The organism is Streptomyces sp. 4N509B (assembly GCF_052245655.1).
Classification (GTDB): domain Bacteria; phylum Actinomycetota; class Actinomycetes; order Streptomycetales; family Streptomycetaceae; genus Streptomyces.
The window spans coordinates 13428-29017 of sequence record NZ_JBQQBZ010000028.1 but is presented as its reverse complement, the minus strand read 5'-3'; the positions used below and the strand labels follow the sequence as shown (position 1 = coordinate 29017).

General features: G+C 74.6%; 19 protein-coding genes. 10 read left to right on the top strand and 9 right to left on the bottom strand.

From position 1 onward, the window contains the following. Position 1: 1 nt before the first annotated feature. Positions 2 to 868, bottom strand: a complete 867-nt coding sequence (locus tag ACTWP5_RS23110) for a nucleopolyhedrovirus P10 family protein (RefSeq protein ID WP_443222987.1) — start codon at positions 866 to 868, stop codon at positions 2 to 4. Between the two features lie 242 nt (positions 869 to 1110). On the opposite strand from ACTWP5_RS23110, the gene ACTWP5_RS23105 reads away from it, so the two are divergent. From ACTWP5_RS23105 to amaP, 5 genes are all read left to right on the top strand, one after another. Then, positions 1111 to 1590 carry an Asp23/Gls24 family envelope stress response protein gene (locus ACTWP5_RS23105; protein ID WP_443223050.1) on the top strand — a complete coding sequence of 160 codons (480 nt, stop codon included), beginning with the start codon at positions 1111 to 1113 and terminating at the stop codon, positions 1588 to 1590. A 50-nt stretch (positions 1591 to 1640) separates the two neighbouring features. After that, complete coding sequence (locus tag ACTWP5_RS23100; protein ID WP_443222986.1) at positions 1641 to 1835, top strand: hypothetical protein; 195 nt, start codon at positions 1641 to 1643, stop codon at positions 1833 to 1835. Between the two features lie 171 nt (positions 1836 to 2006). Next, positions 2007 to 2399, top strand: coding sequence for a hypothetical protein (locus tag ACTWP5_RS23095; RefSeq protein ID WP_443223049.1), 393 nt, complete (start codon positions 2007 to 2009; stop codon positions 2397 to 2399). A 94-nt stretch (positions 2400 to 2493) separates the two neighbouring features. Beyond that, a complete protein-coding gene (locus ACTWP5_RS23090) occupies positions 2494 to 3105 on the top strand; it encodes a DUF6286 domain-containing protein (protein ID WP_443223048.1) in 612 nt (203 codons plus the stop codon). A 17-nt stretch (positions 3106 to 3122) separates the two neighbouring features. Further along, entirely contained in the window at positions 3123 to 3728 is a 606-nt protein-coding gene (gene amaP / locus ACTWP5_RS23085) for an alkaline shock response membrane anchor protein AmaP (protein WP_443223047.1), read from the top strand. 46 nt (positions 3729 to 3774) lie between these two features. Here the strand turns inward: amaP and ACTWP5_RS23080 are convergent, their stop codons facing one another. Together ACTWP5_RS23080 and ACTWP5_RS23075 are read right to left on the bottom strand one after the other, a co-directional pair. Then, positions 3775 to 4758, bottom strand: a complete 984-nt coding sequence (locus ACTWP5_RS23080) for an SURF1 family cytochrome oxidase biogenesis protein (protein ID WP_443222985.1) — start codon at positions 4756 to 4758, stop codon at positions 3775 to 3777. A gap of 26 nt (positions 4759 to 4784) precedes the next feature. Further along, positions 4785 to 5801: a DEDDh family exonuclease gene (locus tag ACTWP5_RS23075; RefSeq protein WP_443222984.1), complete on the bottom strand. Its 1017-nt coding sequence runs from the start codon at positions 5799 to 5801 to the stop codon at positions 4785 to 4787. A 181-nt stretch (positions 5802 to 5982) separates the two neighbouring features. Between ACTWP5_RS23075 and moaA the strand changes: the two genes are divergently transcribed. Further along, positions 5983 to 6972, top strand: coding sequence for a GTP 3',8-cyclase MoaA (gene moaA, locus ACTWP5_RS23070; RefSeq protein WP_443222983.1), 990 nt, complete (start codon positions 5983 to 5985; stop codon positions 6970 to 6972). Here moaA and ACTWP5_RS23065 read toward each other — a convergent pair. The 5 genes from ACTWP5_RS23065 to ACTWP5_RS23045 all read right to left on the bottom strand — a co-directional run bounded on the left by ACTWP5_RS23065 (position 6955) and on the right by ACTWP5_RS23045 (position 12414). Continuing rightward, a complete protein-coding gene (locus ACTWP5_RS23065) occupies positions 6955 to 7227 on the bottom strand; it encodes a hypothetical protein (protein ID WP_443222982.1) in 273 nt (90 codons plus the stop codon). The two genes, moaA and ACTWP5_RS23065, sit on opposite strands and share 18 nt — an antisense overlap. Before the next feature lie 185 nt (positions 7228 to 7412). Further along, the gene (locus ACTWP5_RS23060) at positions 7413 to 7778 is read right to left on the bottom strand and encodes a DUF3099 domain-containing protein (RefSeq protein WP_443222981.1); all 366 of its coding nucleotides are present in this window, start codon (positions 7776 to 7778) and stop codon (positions 7413 to 7415) included. A gap of 67 nt (positions 7779 to 7845) precedes the next feature. Beyond that, on the bottom strand, positions 7846 to 9282 hold the full coding sequence (gene tyrS, locus ACTWP5_RS23055) for a tyrosine--tRNA ligase (RefSeq protein ID WP_443222980.1): 1437 nt from the start codon (positions 9280 to 9282) through the stop codon (positions 7846 to 7848). A 175-nt stretch (positions 9283 to 9457) separates the two neighbouring features. Then, on the bottom strand, positions 9458 to 10870 hold the full coding sequence (locus ACTWP5_RS23050; RefSeq protein WP_443222979.1) for a metallopeptidase TldD-related protein: 1413 nt from the start codon (positions 10868 to 10870) through the stop codon (positions 9458 to 9460). Beyond that, positions 10867 to 12414 (bottom strand): TldD/PmbA family protein, encoded by a 1548-nt coding sequence (locus ACTWP5_RS23045; RefSeq protein ID WP_443222978.1) that lies wholly within the window; start codon positions 12412 to 12414, stop codon positions 10867 to 10869. Before ACTWP5_RS23045 ends, ACTWP5_RS23050 begins: the two co-directional genes overlap by 4 nt. A gap of 273 nt (positions 12415 to 12687) precedes the next feature. Between ACTWP5_RS23045 and fabG the strand changes: the two genes are divergently transcribed. Beyond that, entirely contained in the window at positions 12688 to 13407 is a 720-nt protein-coding gene (fabG, locus tag ACTWP5_RS23040) for a 3-oxoacyl-[acyl-carrier-protein] reductase (protein ID WP_443222977.1), read from the top strand. 29 nt (positions 13408 to 13436) lie between these two features. Then, positions 13437 to 14216 carry an enoyl-ACP reductase FabI gene (gene fabI / locus ACTWP5_RS23035; protein ID WP_443222976.1) on the top strand — a complete coding sequence of 260 codons (780 nt, stop codon included), beginning with the start codon at positions 13437 to 13439 and terminating at the stop codon, positions 14214 to 14216. 62 nt (positions 14217 to 14278) lie between these two features. On the opposite strand, the gene ACTWP5_RS23030 is transcribed toward fabI, so the two are convergent. Continuing rightward, positions 14279 to 14962, bottom strand: coding sequence for a FadR/GntR family transcriptional regulator (locus ACTWP5_RS23030; protein WP_443222975.1), 684 nt, complete (start codon positions 14960 to 14962; stop codon positions 14279 to 14281). A gap of 152 nt (positions 14963 to 15114) precedes the next feature. On the opposite strand from ACTWP5_RS23030, the gene ACTWP5_RS23025 reads away from it, so the two are divergent. Continuing rightward, on the top strand, positions 15115 to 15231 hold the full coding sequence (locus tag ACTWP5_RS23025) for an SGM_5486 family transporter-associated protein (RefSeq protein ID WP_443222974.1): 117 nt from the start codon (positions 15115 to 15117) through the stop codon (positions 15229 to 15231). A gap of 171 nt (positions 15232 to 15402) precedes the next feature. Beyond that, entirely contained in the window at positions 15403 to 15570 is a 168-nt protein-coding gene (locus ACTWP5_RS23020; protein WP_443222973.1) for a hypothetical protein, read from the top strand. Positions 15571 to 15590: the final 20 nt, after the last annotated feature.

The window sequence follows — 15590 nt, the reverse complement described above, 5'->3', positions numbered from 1 at the left end:
GCTACGCCACGTCCGTGACCAGCACGGACACCGTGACGGGCCCCGGCGCGTCCGCCGCCGCCGCGGCCGCGGCGGCGCGGACCTCACGGGCCACGGTCACCGTTCTGCGGTGGCCCGTCACGGCGATCTGGAGGCGGACCAGCCGGCCGGGCAGGGGGCCCTCGGGAGGGTCGAGGATTCGCAGCGCGTCCCCCGGGCCGCCCGGCAGGCCCGTCAGGCCCCGCACCCCGGGGACCGCGCGCACGGCCTCGGCCACCGCGCGCTCCACGGCGGGCGCCCCGCCACGCGCCCCCGCCGGGTCGCCCGCGCCGTCCGCGTCCTCCGCCACGCCGTCCTCCGCCACGGCGTCCTCCCTCTCGGCGTCGTCGTGGTGCCCCTCGGTGCTCCGGTCCTCCTCCGCGCCTCCGTCGTCCTCCGCGGTGTCCCACAGCCGTGCGACGTGCACGTCGACCGCGGCCAGCACCAGCCCGAGGCGCTCTCCCGCGGACGCCGCCAGCGCGTCGCGCAGCGCCGCCACGCGCGTCGGCAGCGGGCTGCCGAGGTCCACCGCGCACGTCGCCTCGATCCGCAGCGGTCCCGGCGGCAACGCGCTCGGCGGGGGCGGCACCCCCACCCTCCCGCCGACGGCGGCGGGCTCGCCCGGCGTCCCGTGCGCCCGTGCCACACCGTCGGCCAGCGCGATCCGCAGCTCCTCCAGCCGCACGCCGGGCACGGCGCCGCCGGCCACGGCCCGGCGCAGCACCCGGCCCGCGGCCCGCTCCGCCACCCAGGCGCCGTCCGCGGGATCCCCGAGCGGCAGCAGCCTGCCGAGCCCGAGCTGCCGCCTGACGGCGTGCAGCAGCCGGTCCGACGCCGACGCCGAGGCCATGAGCACCACCCTTCGCTGGCCGCCGTACCGCTCCACCCCGTGCGGGGAGGGCCGGTCGTGGGTACAGCATCCCCTATGTGATGCCGTGAGTGGCCCGCTCCGGCGTGCACGGGCAGGCTTGGTGGGGCAGGGGAGAGGTGGGCGGCGCCGGCCGCCCGGGAAGGGGTGATCGCGAAGTGACCGACAACGGCACGGAGAGCGTGGCGGCCACGCCTGCCGGGACGACCGTCACGGCCCCCGGGATCCCCGGGGCACCGGGAGCCCCGGGCTCGGGAACGTCGGGCTCGGGAACGCCGGGACGGGCCACGGGCACGCGCCGGGGCACCGGCGACCCGGCGACCCGGGGCCGCACCACCATCGCGGACGGGGTCGTCGCGAAGATCGCCGGCATGGCGGCCCGCGACGTCGTGGGCGTCCACGCCATGGGCGGCGGCCTGGCCCGCACCTTCGGCGCGGTGCGCGACCGGGTGCCGGGCGGCAGCCGGTCCGCCACGCGCGGGGTGAAGGCGGAGGTCGGCGAGGTCCAGACCGCGCTCGATCTCGAGATCGTCGTGGAGTACGGGGTCTCCATCTCCGACGTCTCCCGTACGGTACGGGAGAACGTCATCTCGGCGGTGGAACGGATGACCGGTCTGGAGGTCGTCGAGGTCAACATCAACGTCGGTGACGTGAAGCTGCCCGACGAGGAGGACGAGGACGAGGAGCGGCGGCCGCTCCAGTAGCGGGACCCGTGACACCCCTGTGGGCCCTTGGGCCACGTGAGGAGCACATCATGAGCATGGCGGTGGCCGGGATGATCGCCGGCATGGCGTTGGGCTTCGCCGCGTACTTCGGCGGGTTCGGTGCCTTCCTGCTGGTGGCCGCGCTCGGCACGATCGGCTTCGTCGTCGGCCGGTTCGTCGACGGGGACCTGGAGCCGGGTGACTTCTTCCGCCCGCGCGAGCGCGACGACGACCGGCGGAGATGACCCATGGCAGCGCCCCGGGAGCCGGCCGATCCGGACGAGGGAGCCGAGCCGGCCGCGTCCGCCGCGCCGACTGATCCCGTCGAACGATCCGAGCCCGTCGAACGATCCGAGCCGCCCGACCGAGCGGAGCCCGCGAACGGCGCCGAGCGACGGGCGGGGGCGGGCCCCTCGGTGCGCGCCGCCGACCGGGGCGCCACCCGCATCGCCGAGCGCGTCGTGGCCAAGCTCGCCGCCCAGGCGGCCCGCGAGGCGCTCCGCGACGCGCCGGCCGCCCGTGCCGCGCCCCCCGTGCCACACCGTCCCGACGTCGGCCCGCACGCCACCGCCGTGGTCCGGCGCCCGCCCGCCGGGGACGGCACCGGTGGCCTCGCCAGCGTCCGGGTGGCCGTCGAACTCGGGTACCCCTCCGACATCGGAGCCCAGTGCGGCGCCGTCCGCCGCCAGGTCACGCTGCGCCTGAAGGAACTGGCCGACATGGACACCGCGGAGGTCGCCGTCGACGTGGCACGGCTCCACTCCGCGCACCTCGACGAGCGCGCCACGGGCTCGGGAAGGGTCAGGTGAGCGTCGGGTGAGCCAGGACCAGGGGGGCGAGGTGTCGGCGCCCACCCTCGAGAAGCGGGACGACGGCGGGCCGGCCGGCGCGGCCCTCACGACCATGGCCCAGTCCGCCTCGGCGGCCCGGTACGAGCCACGCCAGGGCGAGCAGGACGAGACCGAGCAGCCCGCGCCCCGCTTCTGGTCGGTGCGGCGCGTCCCGGCGACCGTGGTCGGCGTGACGGTGCTCGGCGCCGTCGGCCTGCTGCTGTACGACGTGACCGCCGTGCGCGCCGAGCGCCCCGCCGCCGAGTGGCGGCGCACCCTCGCCGACGAGCTGGCCAGCCGCCCGCTCGACGACGGCCTCGTCGTGCTCGGCGCCCTGGCCGCGGTGGTCCTGGGGGCCTGGCTGGTGGTGCTCGCCGTCACGCCGGGACTGCGCGGCCTGCTGCCGATGCGCTCGCAGGCGCCGACCCTGCGCTCGGGCGTCGAACGCCGCGCCGCCGCCGTGCTGCTCCGCGACCGGGCCATGGACGTGTCGGGTGTGCAGGCGGTACGGGTGAGCGTCGGGCGCCGCCGCGTGAGGGTCGCCGCACGGGCGCACTTCCGCGACCTCGACGAGGTCAGGTCCGACCTCGACGCGGTGCTCGACCACGGCATCGGCGAGCTGGGCCTGGCCCGTCCGCTGGCGCTGAGCGTGGACGTGCGTCGCCCGGAGAAGGAGGGCCGGTGACCAGGCAGGTGACCTCGATGCCGCGCGTCCTGCGAGCCGTCAACCGCGTCCTGCTCGCCCTCGTCGGCCTCGCGCTCCTCGGCCTCGGGCTGGCGGTGCTGGCGGCGGCGATGGACCTGCCGCGCCGCTGGGGTGTCTCACCGCCCGACGGGTGGTCCTGGCGCGGCCCGGACGACGTGCTGCTGACCCGAGCGGACCGCACCCAGTGGCGTGACGAGGGCTGGTGGTGGCCGGTCGTGATCGGCGCGTTGGCGGTGCTCCTGCTGCTGGCGCTGTGGTGGCTGCTCGCGCAGCTGCGGCGGAGACGGCTCGCGGAGGTGTTGGTGGACAGCGGCGACGGGGTGGGCGCGCTGCTCCGGGGCCGCGCCATGGAGGACGTGGTGGCGGCCGAGGTGGAGTCGCTGCCCGGCGTGGAGCGGGCCAGGGTCACGCTCGTGGGGCGTCGGAGTCAGCCCCGGCTGCGGGTGGGGGTGCTGCTGGCACCCCAGGCACGGCCGGGGGAGACGGTGCGTCGCCTGCACGCGGAGGCCGTCGAGCACGCCAGGGCCTCGGCGGGCCTCGCCGCGCTCCCCGTCGAGGTCCGGCTGCGCGCGGCGAAGCATCCGGCGGAACGCGTCAGCTGACGCTCCCGGGGCCCGCGACGGACCACCCCGGACCCGACCGGCCGCCCTAGACCGACGCCGACGCCGACGGGCTCGCGTCGCGCTCCGGCTCCCGCTCCGCCTCCGCCTCCGCCCCAGCGTCCACATCAGGACCGCGCGCGGAGCCGGGCTCCGGGGCTCCTTCCGGCTCCGGCGCGGCGGCGCCGGGCGTGCCCCGTGGATCCCGTGGACCCCCCGGGCCCTCCTCCTGCCCGGGACCCGCAGGCCCGCCGGGCGTCGGCCGTCCCCCCTGCCGTCGGTCGCCCAGCTCCCGTCGGACGAGCAGCGCCCATCCGACGGGGACGCCGGCGGCGAAGATCCACCACTGCACCGCGTACGCGAAGTGTGTGCCGATGCCCGTGTGGTCCGGCTCGGGCAGCGGCTCGGGAACGGCGCCCGCGCCCTTCCGGCCGCCCGCGGGCGAGGTGTCGGTGAGCTCCAGGTATCCGCCGAGCATGGGCAGACCCAGCTCCTGCGACCGCTGCTGGGAGCTGACCAGCATCACCATGCCCTCCGGCAGCCCGGCCCTGTCCCGGATCCCCGTGGTGCCGGTGGTCTCGTCGGACATCAGCCGCCCGGTGACCGTGACCGTCCCGGAGGGCGGCGACGCCACCGGGGGGGCCACCGTGGGGTCCGTCCCCGCCGGCACCCAGCCGCGGTTGACCAGCACGCCGGTGCCGTCGTCGGTCACCAGCGGCGTCAGCACGAAGTACCCCATGCCGCCCTCGGAGCCCGTCCGCTGGCGGGCCAGCACCTCGCCGTCGGCGTCGTACTCCCCGGTGGCCGTCACCGGGCGGTAGCGGTGGTCCGGGTCGAGCGTGCCCCCCACCTCGGTCAGCTCCGCCATCGGCACCGGCCGGGCCTCCAGGCTGGCGGCGATCAGCTCGTTCCGCGCCACCCGCTGCTCGTGGCGGTTCAGCTGCCAGAAGCCCAGCCACACCATGGTGGGGATCAGGAGCAGCGCGACGAGGGTCAGGATCACCCACTGCCGCGTCAGCAGAAAGCGGTACACAGCCCCCGACCGTACCCGAACGCCTCTCAGCCCTCCGCCGCCGGGGCGGGTGCCACGTCGCCCAGCAGCCTCAGGAAGTCCGCCTCGTCCACGATGGGCGTGCCGTACGCGCGGGCCTTGGTGACCTTCGCCGTCGCGGCGTGCGGATCGTTGGTCACCAGCAGGCTCGTCATGCGCGAGACGCCGGGCGCGACGTGGAGCCCGGCGCCGGCCGCCCGGTCCTCCAGCAGCTCCCGCTCAACCGAGGTGTCGCCCGAGAAGGCCACCCGCATCCCCTGCACCAACCGCCCGCCCGGCTCGAACCGACCAGGGTTCGGGAACGGGCTCGGCGGCAGCCGTCTGCCCTGCCGCCAGCCGGCACGCCAGGAGCGGTCGCGCTCCTCACCCGGAAGGGGGACGTCGGTGAAGGCCGCGAGCGGCCGGCACGCCAGCAACGGCAGCCGCAGCTGCTGCCCCGCCGCCCGGTGGAGGCTCGGCCGGAACACCTCCGCCAGTACCCGCGCGTCGTCCAGCGCGTGGTGCGCCCGCCGCTGGGCCACGCCGAAGAAGGCCGCCAGCGTCTCCAGCTTGTGGTTCTTCAGGGGCAGCGCCAGCGCCTTGGACAGGGAGATGGTGCACAGCCGCTGCTCGACGGGGGCCGTGTGCTTCGCCCGCGCGTACTCCCGCGCGATCATCGTCCAGTCGAAGACCGCGTTGTGCGCCACCAGCACGCGGCCGGCCAGCCGCCGGGAGAACTCCTCCACGATCTCGGGGAAGAGCGGCGCGTCCGCGAGCATCTCCGCCGTCAGCCCGTGGATCCAGGTGGGCCCGGGGTCGCGCTGCGGGTTCACCGCCGTGTACCAGTGGTCCTGGACCTCGCCGTGGGCGTCCAGCTGGTACACCGCGGCCGAGACGACCCTGTCGTCCCGCGCGAGCCCCGTGGTCTCGACGTCGACCACGGCGTACCCGGCGGGATAGCCGGGGGGCCAGGAGCCGGTGACGGGCTGCTGGGCGGGCACGTGGGCTTGGGCCCCGGTACGGGCCGCCTGGTGGTCTTCGAGCATGGTCCCTGAGAATACGGGGCACCACTGACAGCGCCCGCCGCACACCCCGGAGTTGACGCCTGACCAGCAGCCCTTCCGGGACGTCCCGTTCGTCCCCCCTCGGCGGGATGTCAGTGGGGTGCCGTACGCTGCGAAGCAGCCACCACACGGCAGGCACCCGACGGGCGTCGGAGGTTCCCGGATGCTGCTCGACACCTACGGACGGATCGCGACCGACCTGCGCGTCTCCCTCACCGACCGGTGCAACCTGCGCTGTACGTACTGCATGCCCGAGGAGGGGCTGAGCTGGCTGGCCAAGCCCGAGCTCCTCACCGACGACGAGGTCGTGCGCCTGGTGCGCGTCGCCGTCACGCGGCTCGGCGTCACCGAGGTCAGGTTCACCGGAGGCGAGCCGCTGCTGCGCCCCGGGCTCGCCGGCATCGTCGAGCGCTGCGCCGCGCTCGCCCCCCGCCCGCGCCTGTCCCTGACGACGAACGGCATCGGCCTGGAGCGGCTGGCCGCCCCGCTGCGCGCCGCCGGCCTGGACCGGGTGAACGTCTCGCTGGACACCGTCGACCCCGAGACGTTCCACCGCATCACGCGACGCCGCCGCCACGGTGACGTGCTGCGCGGCTTGGCCGCCGCCAGGGCCGCCGGCCTCACCCCCGTGAAGATCAACGCGGTGCTCCTCCCCGGGGTCAACGAGGAGGAGGCGCCCGAGCTGCTCGCCTGGGCCATGGCCCAGGGGTACGAGCTGCGGTTCATCGAGCAGATGCCGCTCGACGCGCAGCACGGCTGGCAGCGGGAGCGCATGGTGACCGCCGGGGACATCCTCCGCTCGCTGCGCACCCGCTTCACGCTCACCCCCGAGGGGGAGTCGGACCGCGGCTCCGCGCCCGCCGAGCGGTGGATCGTGGACGGTGGGCCGCACCGCGTCGGGGTCATCGCCTCCGTCACCCGGCCGTTCTGCCGCGCCTGCGACCGCACCCGCCTGACCGCCGACGGCCAGGTCCGCAGCTGCCTGTTCGCACGGGAGGAGTCGGACCTGCGGGAGGCGCTGCGCGGCGGCGCCGACGACGCCGAGCTGGCGGAGCTCTGGCGGGCGGCGATGTGGGGGAAGAAGCCGGGGTCGGGGCTGGACGATCCCTCCTTCGTCCAGCCACAGCGCCCCATGTCAGCGATCGGAGGCTGAGCCCGGCCCGCCCTCGCCCGCTGTGGTCTCCCGCAGGCGCCACTCCGCCAGCGGGACCACCTCCCTGAGGAAGCCGCGCACCCCGAGGAAGCCCGACAGGTGCTCGCGGTGCTCGTCACACGCGAGCCAGGTCTTGCGCCGCTCGGGGGTGTGCAGCTTGGGGTTGTTCCACGACAACACCCACGCGGCGTCCTCACGACAGCCCTTCGCCGAGCAGACCAGCCGCTCGTGGCCGTCACCGAACCCGTGCAACATCCTCAAGACCCCTCACGAGAAAAACATGGCGACGCCGGGCGGCCACGGGGGGAGCCGCCCGGCGTCGGTCCGTCGCTCCGACGGGGGATACGGAGCGCTCTTGAAGTATGACATGCGACGTACCGCTTGCGGCACCGGATGGGGAAGAACATCTGAGGATTTCTTGAGCTTGGAGACCGGAACGATCAGCTCCGGTTGTGACCGTCCGACATCGTGTCACGCCCCGTCTCGTCGCGGCTCGGCGGCAGGGCCCGCCGCGAGGTGTCGGTGACGTAGGCGGACGGCAGCGTCGGCACGTTCTCCCGGCCCGCGTTCGCGACCACGACCGCCACGTACGGCAACACCAGACCGAGCGCCAGCATGACCACCGCCAGCGGCAGGCTCACGTTCCACAGCAGGATCGTCAGCAGGACCGCCACGGTGCGCACCAGCATCGAGATCACGTACCGGCGCTGCCGCCCGCGCACGTCGTCGTCGAGGCTCTGCCGCGCGCCCGTGATCCGGTACACCGGCTCGGCCGCCCCACCGCGCCGCCAGCGAAGACCGCGCACGCCGCTCACCGTCCTCTCCCACCCACGGGCCCCGTCGCCTCCCACGGTACGCCGCGCGCCGGCACGGTCAGGCCGTGGGTGCGGGTGGCGCGGCGCCCCGCACCAGCGCCAGCCGGCGGCCGGCCTTCAGGTAGACGCCGGTGCCCTCGGGGGCGTCGGCCAGCTGCTCGGCCACCACCTCGGCCAGCGGGCGCAGCGCCGCCTCCTCCGACAGCACGGCGGTCCGCTGCTCACCGCCCCCTGCCGGCTCCAGCACCAGCCGCAGACCGTTCTGCTTGGCCAGCCGCCGCGCGGCCGAGGCGCTCGGCGTGAACCGGAGCACCCGGGTCAGCACGGCCGCGACCCCCTCTCCGCCGTGCGCGGCGAGGTCGACCTCCGGCAGCTCCGCCACCTCGCTGAAGCGCTGCCGCGAGAACTGCGCCGCGAAGCCCTCCCGCGCCGCCATCGCCGCGTCGACCCCGTACAGCGCGCCGACCACCTCGCCGGCCAGGACCCGCTTGAGGTCCATGGGGTGGAGCGACCCGTCCGCGACGCGGCCCGCGACCAGCCCGATCTCGCCGTCGGTCCACTCCGTCCAGGCCCGCAGGTACGGCTCCATCAGCCGGTCGGGCACCGACATGACCTTGCCGAAGACGTCCTCGGCCGGCGCGTTCAGGGCGATGTAGTTGCCCTTGGACTTCGACATCTTCGCGCCCGAGCCGTCGGTGCCCTCGATCAGCGGCATCGTGACGACCAGCTGCGGCGCGAGCCCGTAGATCTCCATCACCCGGCGGCCCATCTGCATGTTCAGCAGCTGGTCCACGCCGCCGAGCTCGACGTCGGCGTCGATCTCCGCGGAGTCGATCGCCATCGCCACCGGGTAGATCAGCTCCGACATCGTCAGGCCGTGCCCGCCCTCCAGCCGGGTCCGGAAGTCCTCCCGCTGCAGCAGCGCCGAGGCCGGCACCTGCGCCAGGATGCCGATCAGCCGCGGCAGGGCGACGGCGCCCAGCCACTCGCTGTTGTGCCGGAAGCGGACGTGCTCGAAGTCGAAGAACGGGCGGACCTGGTCGCGGTAGCCCGCGAGGTTGCGCGCGATGTCCTCGTCCGTCAGCGGCGGACGCTCCGTGGAGCGCCCCGAGGGGTCACCGATCTTCGCCGTGATGTCGCCGATGATCAGCGTGACGTCGTGCCCCATCCGCTGGAAGCGGCTGAGCGCGATGATCGGCACGGCGTGCCCGAGGTGCACGTCGACCGCGGTCGGGTCGATGCCGAGCTTCACGTGCAGCCCGCGCCCGCCGGCCCGCGCCGCCTCGATCCGCTCCGCCAGCGCCGTCACCGACGGCAGCACGTCCACCGCGCGGGACGCGATCAGCTCCGCCTGCTCCTTCGCCGAGAGGTCCGTCAGCTCCATCGACCGCCGGGAGCCGGTCTCCTCCAGCAGCCGCCGCACGGTGGAGTCGGCGGAGAGGTCCTGTCCCAGCAGCGCGCTGGCGCGCTGCACGGAGTCGCCGAGGCGTGTCACGTGTCGGCTCCTGACGGTGTCGGTGGTCGGTGTCGGTGGTGTCGTCCGGTGGCACGGCGCCGCCGGCCGGGGTCGCGGTGGTCGTGGGGCGGGCCGCGGCGGGCGGGTGACCGGCCGGTCGGTCGGTCCGCGCCCATCCTACGGTCGCCCGCTCCGGGCCCCGACCGGCGTCGCCTCACACGCCGGGGCTGACCGAGCTCATGTTGAACTCGGGGATCCGCAGCGCGGGCATCGCCGTCCGGGGGAAGTACTCGCCCCACTCGCGGGAGCGGCACCGCTCGGTGCGGCCCGCCTCGGTGGCGCGGCCCAGGAGGTCGATCGGCGACTCGTTGAAGCGGAAGTTGTTCACCACGCCGACGACCTCGCCGCCCTCCACCAGGTAGACGCCGTCCCGCGTCAGGCCGGTCAGCAGCAGCGTCTTGGGGTCGACCTCGCGGATGTACCACAGGGTGGTGATCAGCAGACCCCGTTCGGTGTCGGCGACGAGCTCCTCCATCGACCGGGTGCCGCCACCCTCCAGCAGCAGGTTGCCGGCGAACGGCGCCACCGGCAGCCCCGTGAGGCCGGCGGTGTACCGGTTCGTCGGCAGCTGCCGCAGCACACCCTCGCTGATCCACTCCGTCCGCTCCAGCGGAAGCCCGTTGTCGAAGACGGAGACGCCCGGGGCGAACGCGTCGGTCGTGGCGTGCACCACGGCGAACGGGGCGGCCGTCACGCCGGGCGCCGCGGGATCGCTGGCGAGGGTGAGCGGCAGCCGCGACAGCCGCTCCCCGACGCGGGTGCCGCCGCCCGGCCTGCTGAAGACGTTCCTGCCCTCGTGCGCGTTGCGGGCGTCCGACATCCAGTAGGCGTAGATCAACAGGTCGGCCACGGAGGTCGGCGGCAGCAGCGTCTCGTACCGTCCCGCGGGCAGCTCCACACGGCGCTCCGCCCAGGCCAGCCGGGTGGCGAGCGCGTCGTCGAGCGCGGCCACGTCCACGTCGCGGAAGTCGTCCGTCGGCACCGTCACGAACGACGAACGCTGCCGGTCGGGGGACTTGGCGTTGATCTCCAGGCTGCCGGTCGGCTGGTCGTGGCGCAGCCGCAGCCCCGTGGAGGTGCCGAGGTAGGTCGAGGTCACCTCGTGGCTGGCGAAGCCGAACAGCTCCCGGCCCGAGGCGGCGGCGCGGGCGAAGGTCTCGCCGAGCGCCGGCGCGAACGCGGCGAAGACGGACGAGTCGGTCTCCGCGGGGGCCTCGGTGAAGTCCGCGCTGGCCGGCACGTCCTCGACCAGCGGCCGCGCGTCCTCCGCCGAGGGCGAGGTGCGGGCCGCCTCCTCGGCCGCCCGCACCAGCGGCTCGATCTCCTCGCGCGTCACCGCGCCGCGCGACACGACGCCGACCGCCGCGCCCTGTCCGCCGTCCACGGTAGCGATCACCGTCAGGCTGCGGCCGCGCGTCACGCCGTTGGTGGTCAGGCCGTTGGCGGCGAAGCGCAGGTTGGCGGTCGAGACCTCGTCGGCGATGACGACGGTGCCCTCCGCACGGGACAGCTCCAGGGCGCGCTCGACGGTCTCGTGGGGTGCGATGGCGTTCTGGCTCGCGGTCATCGGCCGGACTCCTCGGTGGTGTTGAGGACGTTGATGGAACGGAAGAGGGCGGAGGGGCAGCCGTGGGAGACGGCGGCGACCTGTCCCGGCTGGGCCTTGCCGCACATGAACGAGCCCCCCAGCACGTAGGTCTGCGGCCCGCCCACGGCCTCCATCGCCCCCCAGAAGTCGGTGGTGGTGGCCTGGTAGGCGACGTCCCGCAGCTGGCCGGCGAGTCGGCCGTTCTCGATCCGGTAGAAGCGCTGACCGGTGAACTGGAAGTTGTACCGCTGCATGTCGATCGACCAGGAGCCGTCGCCGACGACGTACACCCCGCGTTCCACCCGGGAGATGAGCCCGGCGGTGTCGGGCCCGTCCGGCGCCGGCTGGAGGGAGACGTTCGCCATGCGCTGCAAGGGCACGTGCGCCGAGGAGTCGGCGAAGGCGCAGCCGTTGGAGCGGGCGAAGCCCTGCAACGCGGCGATGCGGCGGTCCGTCTGGTACCCGACGAGGACGCCGTCCCTCACCAGGTCCCAGGTCTGGGTGCGCACCCCCTCGTCGTCGTACCCGATGGTGGCCAGGCCGTGCTCGGCGGTCCTGTCCCCCGTGACGTTCATGACCTCCGAGCCGTAGCGCAACGTGCCGAGCTGGTCGAAGGTCGCGAACGAGGTGCCCGCGTAGGCCGCCTCGTAGCCCAGCGCCCGGTCCAGCTCGGTCGCGTGCCCGATCGACTCGTGGATGGTGAGGAAGAGGTTGGAGGGGTCGATGACCAGGTCGTACCGGCCCGGCTCGACCGAGGGGGCGGCCATCTTCTCCGCCAGCAGCTCGGGCAGCTCCGCCAGCTCCGCGTCCCAGTCCCAGCCGGTGCCCGTCATGTACTCCCAGCCACGGCCCACCGGCGGCGCCAGGGTGCGCATGGTGTCGAACATGCCGCTGTCGCCGTCCACGGCCGTCGCGGTCAGCTCGGGCAGCAGCCGGACGCGCTGCTGGGTGGTGACCGTGCCCGCGGTGTCGGCGTAGAACTTGTTCTCCTGCACCGCCCACAGCCGCGCGTCCACGTGCGTCACGGCCGGGGAGGCCAGCAGCCGCCGGCTGAAGTCCGCCATCAGCGCGGTCTTCTCCGCCTCGGAGACGGAGAACGGGTTGACCTCGTAGGACGAGACCCACGTCTGCTCGCCGTAGGACGGCTCGGGCGCGAGCTCCACCCGCTCGCTGGAGCCGGCGGCGGCGATCACCGTGGCCGACAGCCTCGCCATCGCCACCGCCTGCTCGGCGACGGCCGCGGCGGCCTCGGGGGTCATCTCGACGCCGGCGGCGAACCCCCAGCTGCCGCCGTGCACGACGCGGACGCCGTACCCGGTGTCGGTCGTGTCCTGGGCGCCGGCGGGGCGGGCGTCACGCAGCAGCCAGTTGGCGCTGCGGACGCGCTCGAACCGGAAGTCCGCGTGGTCGGCCCCCAGGGCCGTCGCCCGGGAGAGGGCCGCCTCGGCCAGCAGGCGCAGCGGCAGCGCGAGAAACGATTCGTCGACGGCCTGGGGGGTGGAACTCGGCGCGGTGGGTGGCACGGTGTCTCCTGTCCGTTCCCGTCTGGGTGGGCCGGGGCGCTCGGGCCGACGACGGTGGGCCGACACCCGCGACGCCTCCCGCCGATCATGCCCCCACCTCCACGGTCAGCCCAAGGATTTATCAAGCGACTCGCGTGGAGCCCTCGGCACTGTGGGAACCCCACAGCACGGGAGGGGCGCCCCTGTCGCGCACCCGATCCCCGGCCACCCCACCCGGGGGACTACCGTGTGTCCGTAACGCCCGAGCACGACTCCACAGAGTGAGGTGGTCCCTTGAGCCGCTCGGTTCTCGTGACGGGAGGCAACCGCGGCATCGGCCTGGCCATCGCCCGGACCTTCGCCGACGGCGGCGACAAGGTCGCCGTCACCTACCGCTCCGGTCAGCCCCCGCAGGAGCTCACCGACCGCGGCTGCCTGGCCGTGAGGTGCGACATCACCGAGCCCGAGCAGGTGGAGCAGGCGTACAAGGAGATCGAGGACGCCCACGGCAAGGTCGAGGTCCTCGTCGCCAACGCGGGCATCACCCGGGACCAGTTGCTGCTGCGGATGTCGGAGGAGGACTGGGCGGAGGTGCTCCAGACCAACCTCACCGGCACCTTCCGCGTCGTCAAGCGCGCCGCCCGCGGCATGCTGCGCGCCCGGTCGGGGCGGATCGTGCTGATCTCCTCCGTCGTGGGCCTGATGGGCTCGGCCGGCCAGACCAACTACGCGGCCTCCAAGGCCGCCCTCGTCGGATTCGCCCGCTCCGTCGCCCGCGAGTTCGCCTCGCGCGCCATCACGTGCAACGTCGTCGCTCCCGGCCTCGTCGACACCGACATGACCCGGGCGCTGCCCGAGGAGCGTCGGGCGGAGATCCTCGCCCAGGTGCCGCTGGCCCGGTACGCGGCGCCCGAGGAGATCGCCGCCACGGTCGGCTTCCTCACCTCCGAGGGCGGGGCGTACATCACCGGAGCCGTCATCCCGGTTGACGGCGGCATGAGCATGGGCCACTGAAGGCACTGAAGGGGCACGGAACCAACGACATGAGCGGACTTCTCGCGGGCAAGCGCATCCTGGTCACCGGGGTGCTCACCGACGCGTCCATCGCCTTCCACGTCGCCCGGCTCGCCCAGGACGAGGGCGCCGAGGTGGTGCTCACGGGCTTCGGCCGGCTGAGCCTCGTGGAGCGGATCTCCCGACGGCTGCCGAAGCCGGCGCCGGTGATCGAGCTCGACGTGCAGAACGCCGAGCACCTCGACGGGCTCGCGGCCCGCGTCGGCGAGCACCTCGGCGAGGACGCGAACCTCGACGGCGTGGTGCACTCCATCGCCTTCGCCCCCCAGGACGCGCTCGGCGGCAACTTCCTGAACACCGGCTGGGACTCCGTCGCCACGGCCGTGGAGGTCTCCGCCTACTCCCTGAAGTCCCTCACCATGGCCCTGCTGCCGCTGCTGGAGCGGCGCGGCGGCTCCGTGGTCGGCCTGGACTTCGACGCGCAGCTCGCGTGGCCCAAGTACGACTGGATGGGCGTGGCCAAGGCCGCGCTGGAGGCGACCAACCGGTACCTCGCCCGTGACCTCGGCGGCCGGAACATCCGCTGCAACCTCGTCTCGGCCGGCCCGATCAAGTCGATGGCGGCCAAGTCGATCCCCGGCTTCGAGGAGCTGGCGGACGTGTGGAACACCCGCGCGCCGATCGGCTGGGAGCTCACCGACCCCGAGCCCGCCGCGCGCGGCGTGGTGGCCCTGCTGTCCGACTGGTTCCCGAAGACCACGGGCGAGATCGTCCACGTGGACGGCGGCGTCCACATGATGGGGGCCTGAGACCCCACCGCCCCCGCCGTCGCGTCGCCGTCGGCGCCCCGGCTCGCCCGACCGGCCGCGCGTCAGCGACGCGCGGCCGCGGCGCCCCGGCAGACCATCGCGTGGGCCGCGGCCTCCGCCTCGGCGGTGCGCTCGTTCGCCGCACGGATCGCGGCGACCAGACGGGCGTGGTCGACGTGGTGCTGCGGCAGCAGCTCCTCGCCCACGTCGTGGCGGAGCAGGGCGCGCACCACCGTCCCCAGGTCGGCGTACACGGCGGCCAGCACCTCGTTGTGCGAGGCGCGGACCACGGCCAGGTGGAAGGCCGCGTCCGCCGTCACGAAGCGCTCGACGTCGCCCGAGGACCAGGCCGCCTCCCGCCGCCCGAGCAGCGCCTCCAGCTGCTGGAGGTCACGCGGGGTGCGCCGCCGCGCGGCCAGCCGCGCCGCCGTGGCCTCCAGCGTGCTGCGCAGTTCGGCGACGTCGTCCGGCGCCGCGTCGGCGAACCGGCGGTGCATCACGCCGGCCAGCTCGCTGGTGGCGGCCACGTAGGTTCCCGACCCCTGCCGGATGTCCAGGAGCCCGTTGTGCGCCAGGGCCCGCACGGCCTCCCGCACGGTGTTCCTGGCGACGCCGAGCCGCGCGACCAGCTCCGGCTCGGTGGGGATGCGGGAGCCGACCGGCCACTCGCCGGAGGTGATCTGGGCGCGGAGCTGCCCGATCACCTGGTCGGCGAGGGCGGAGCGGCGGGGCGCGGTCAGCGACATGACTCCTGCACTTCGTCGACGGATCTGCGGGTCGGTTCGCGGGCTTCGGCGCACACCGCGGTGTCCGCCGTGGTGTGCGCCGTCCCGTGACGAGGGACGACCGTACCGGGGCGGAGCGTTCCCGGGGAACGGCGCCGTGCGAGACTGGGCCCATGCCCGCTCTCGACCCTCATCCCACCGGTGGCCAGCGGACCCTGCTGATGATCCTGGGCGCCATGCTGACGATCGGCCTGGTGATCGCGGTCGTCGCCGTGGTCGCCTCACCCTAGCGTCAGCTCCCCGACGCCGGCCCCGGCCCGACGGCGGGGGTGGTGCCAGCCCCACCATCCCCTAGGGGGGTAGGTTCAGGGAGGACTGGGTGGCTCACCGGATGGGCCTCCCGCGCGGCCGTCCGTAGCGTTCTGTCCAGCGTCGGACAGGCGCGGGACGGAGGAAGCACGATGACCCAGACACGGCTGAGCTGGTGGGCCGTCCTCCTGCCCGCGGCGGTCTTCTCGGCCCTGCTCACGCTGCTGCTCACGAGCCCCGACCCCGCCGCCGGCGCCGTCGTGGAGCAGCGGCCCCTGCCGCAGCTGGTCGAGACGGTCCGGCAGGTCTGGCCGTCGTGACGCGGCCGCGCCGGGCACGG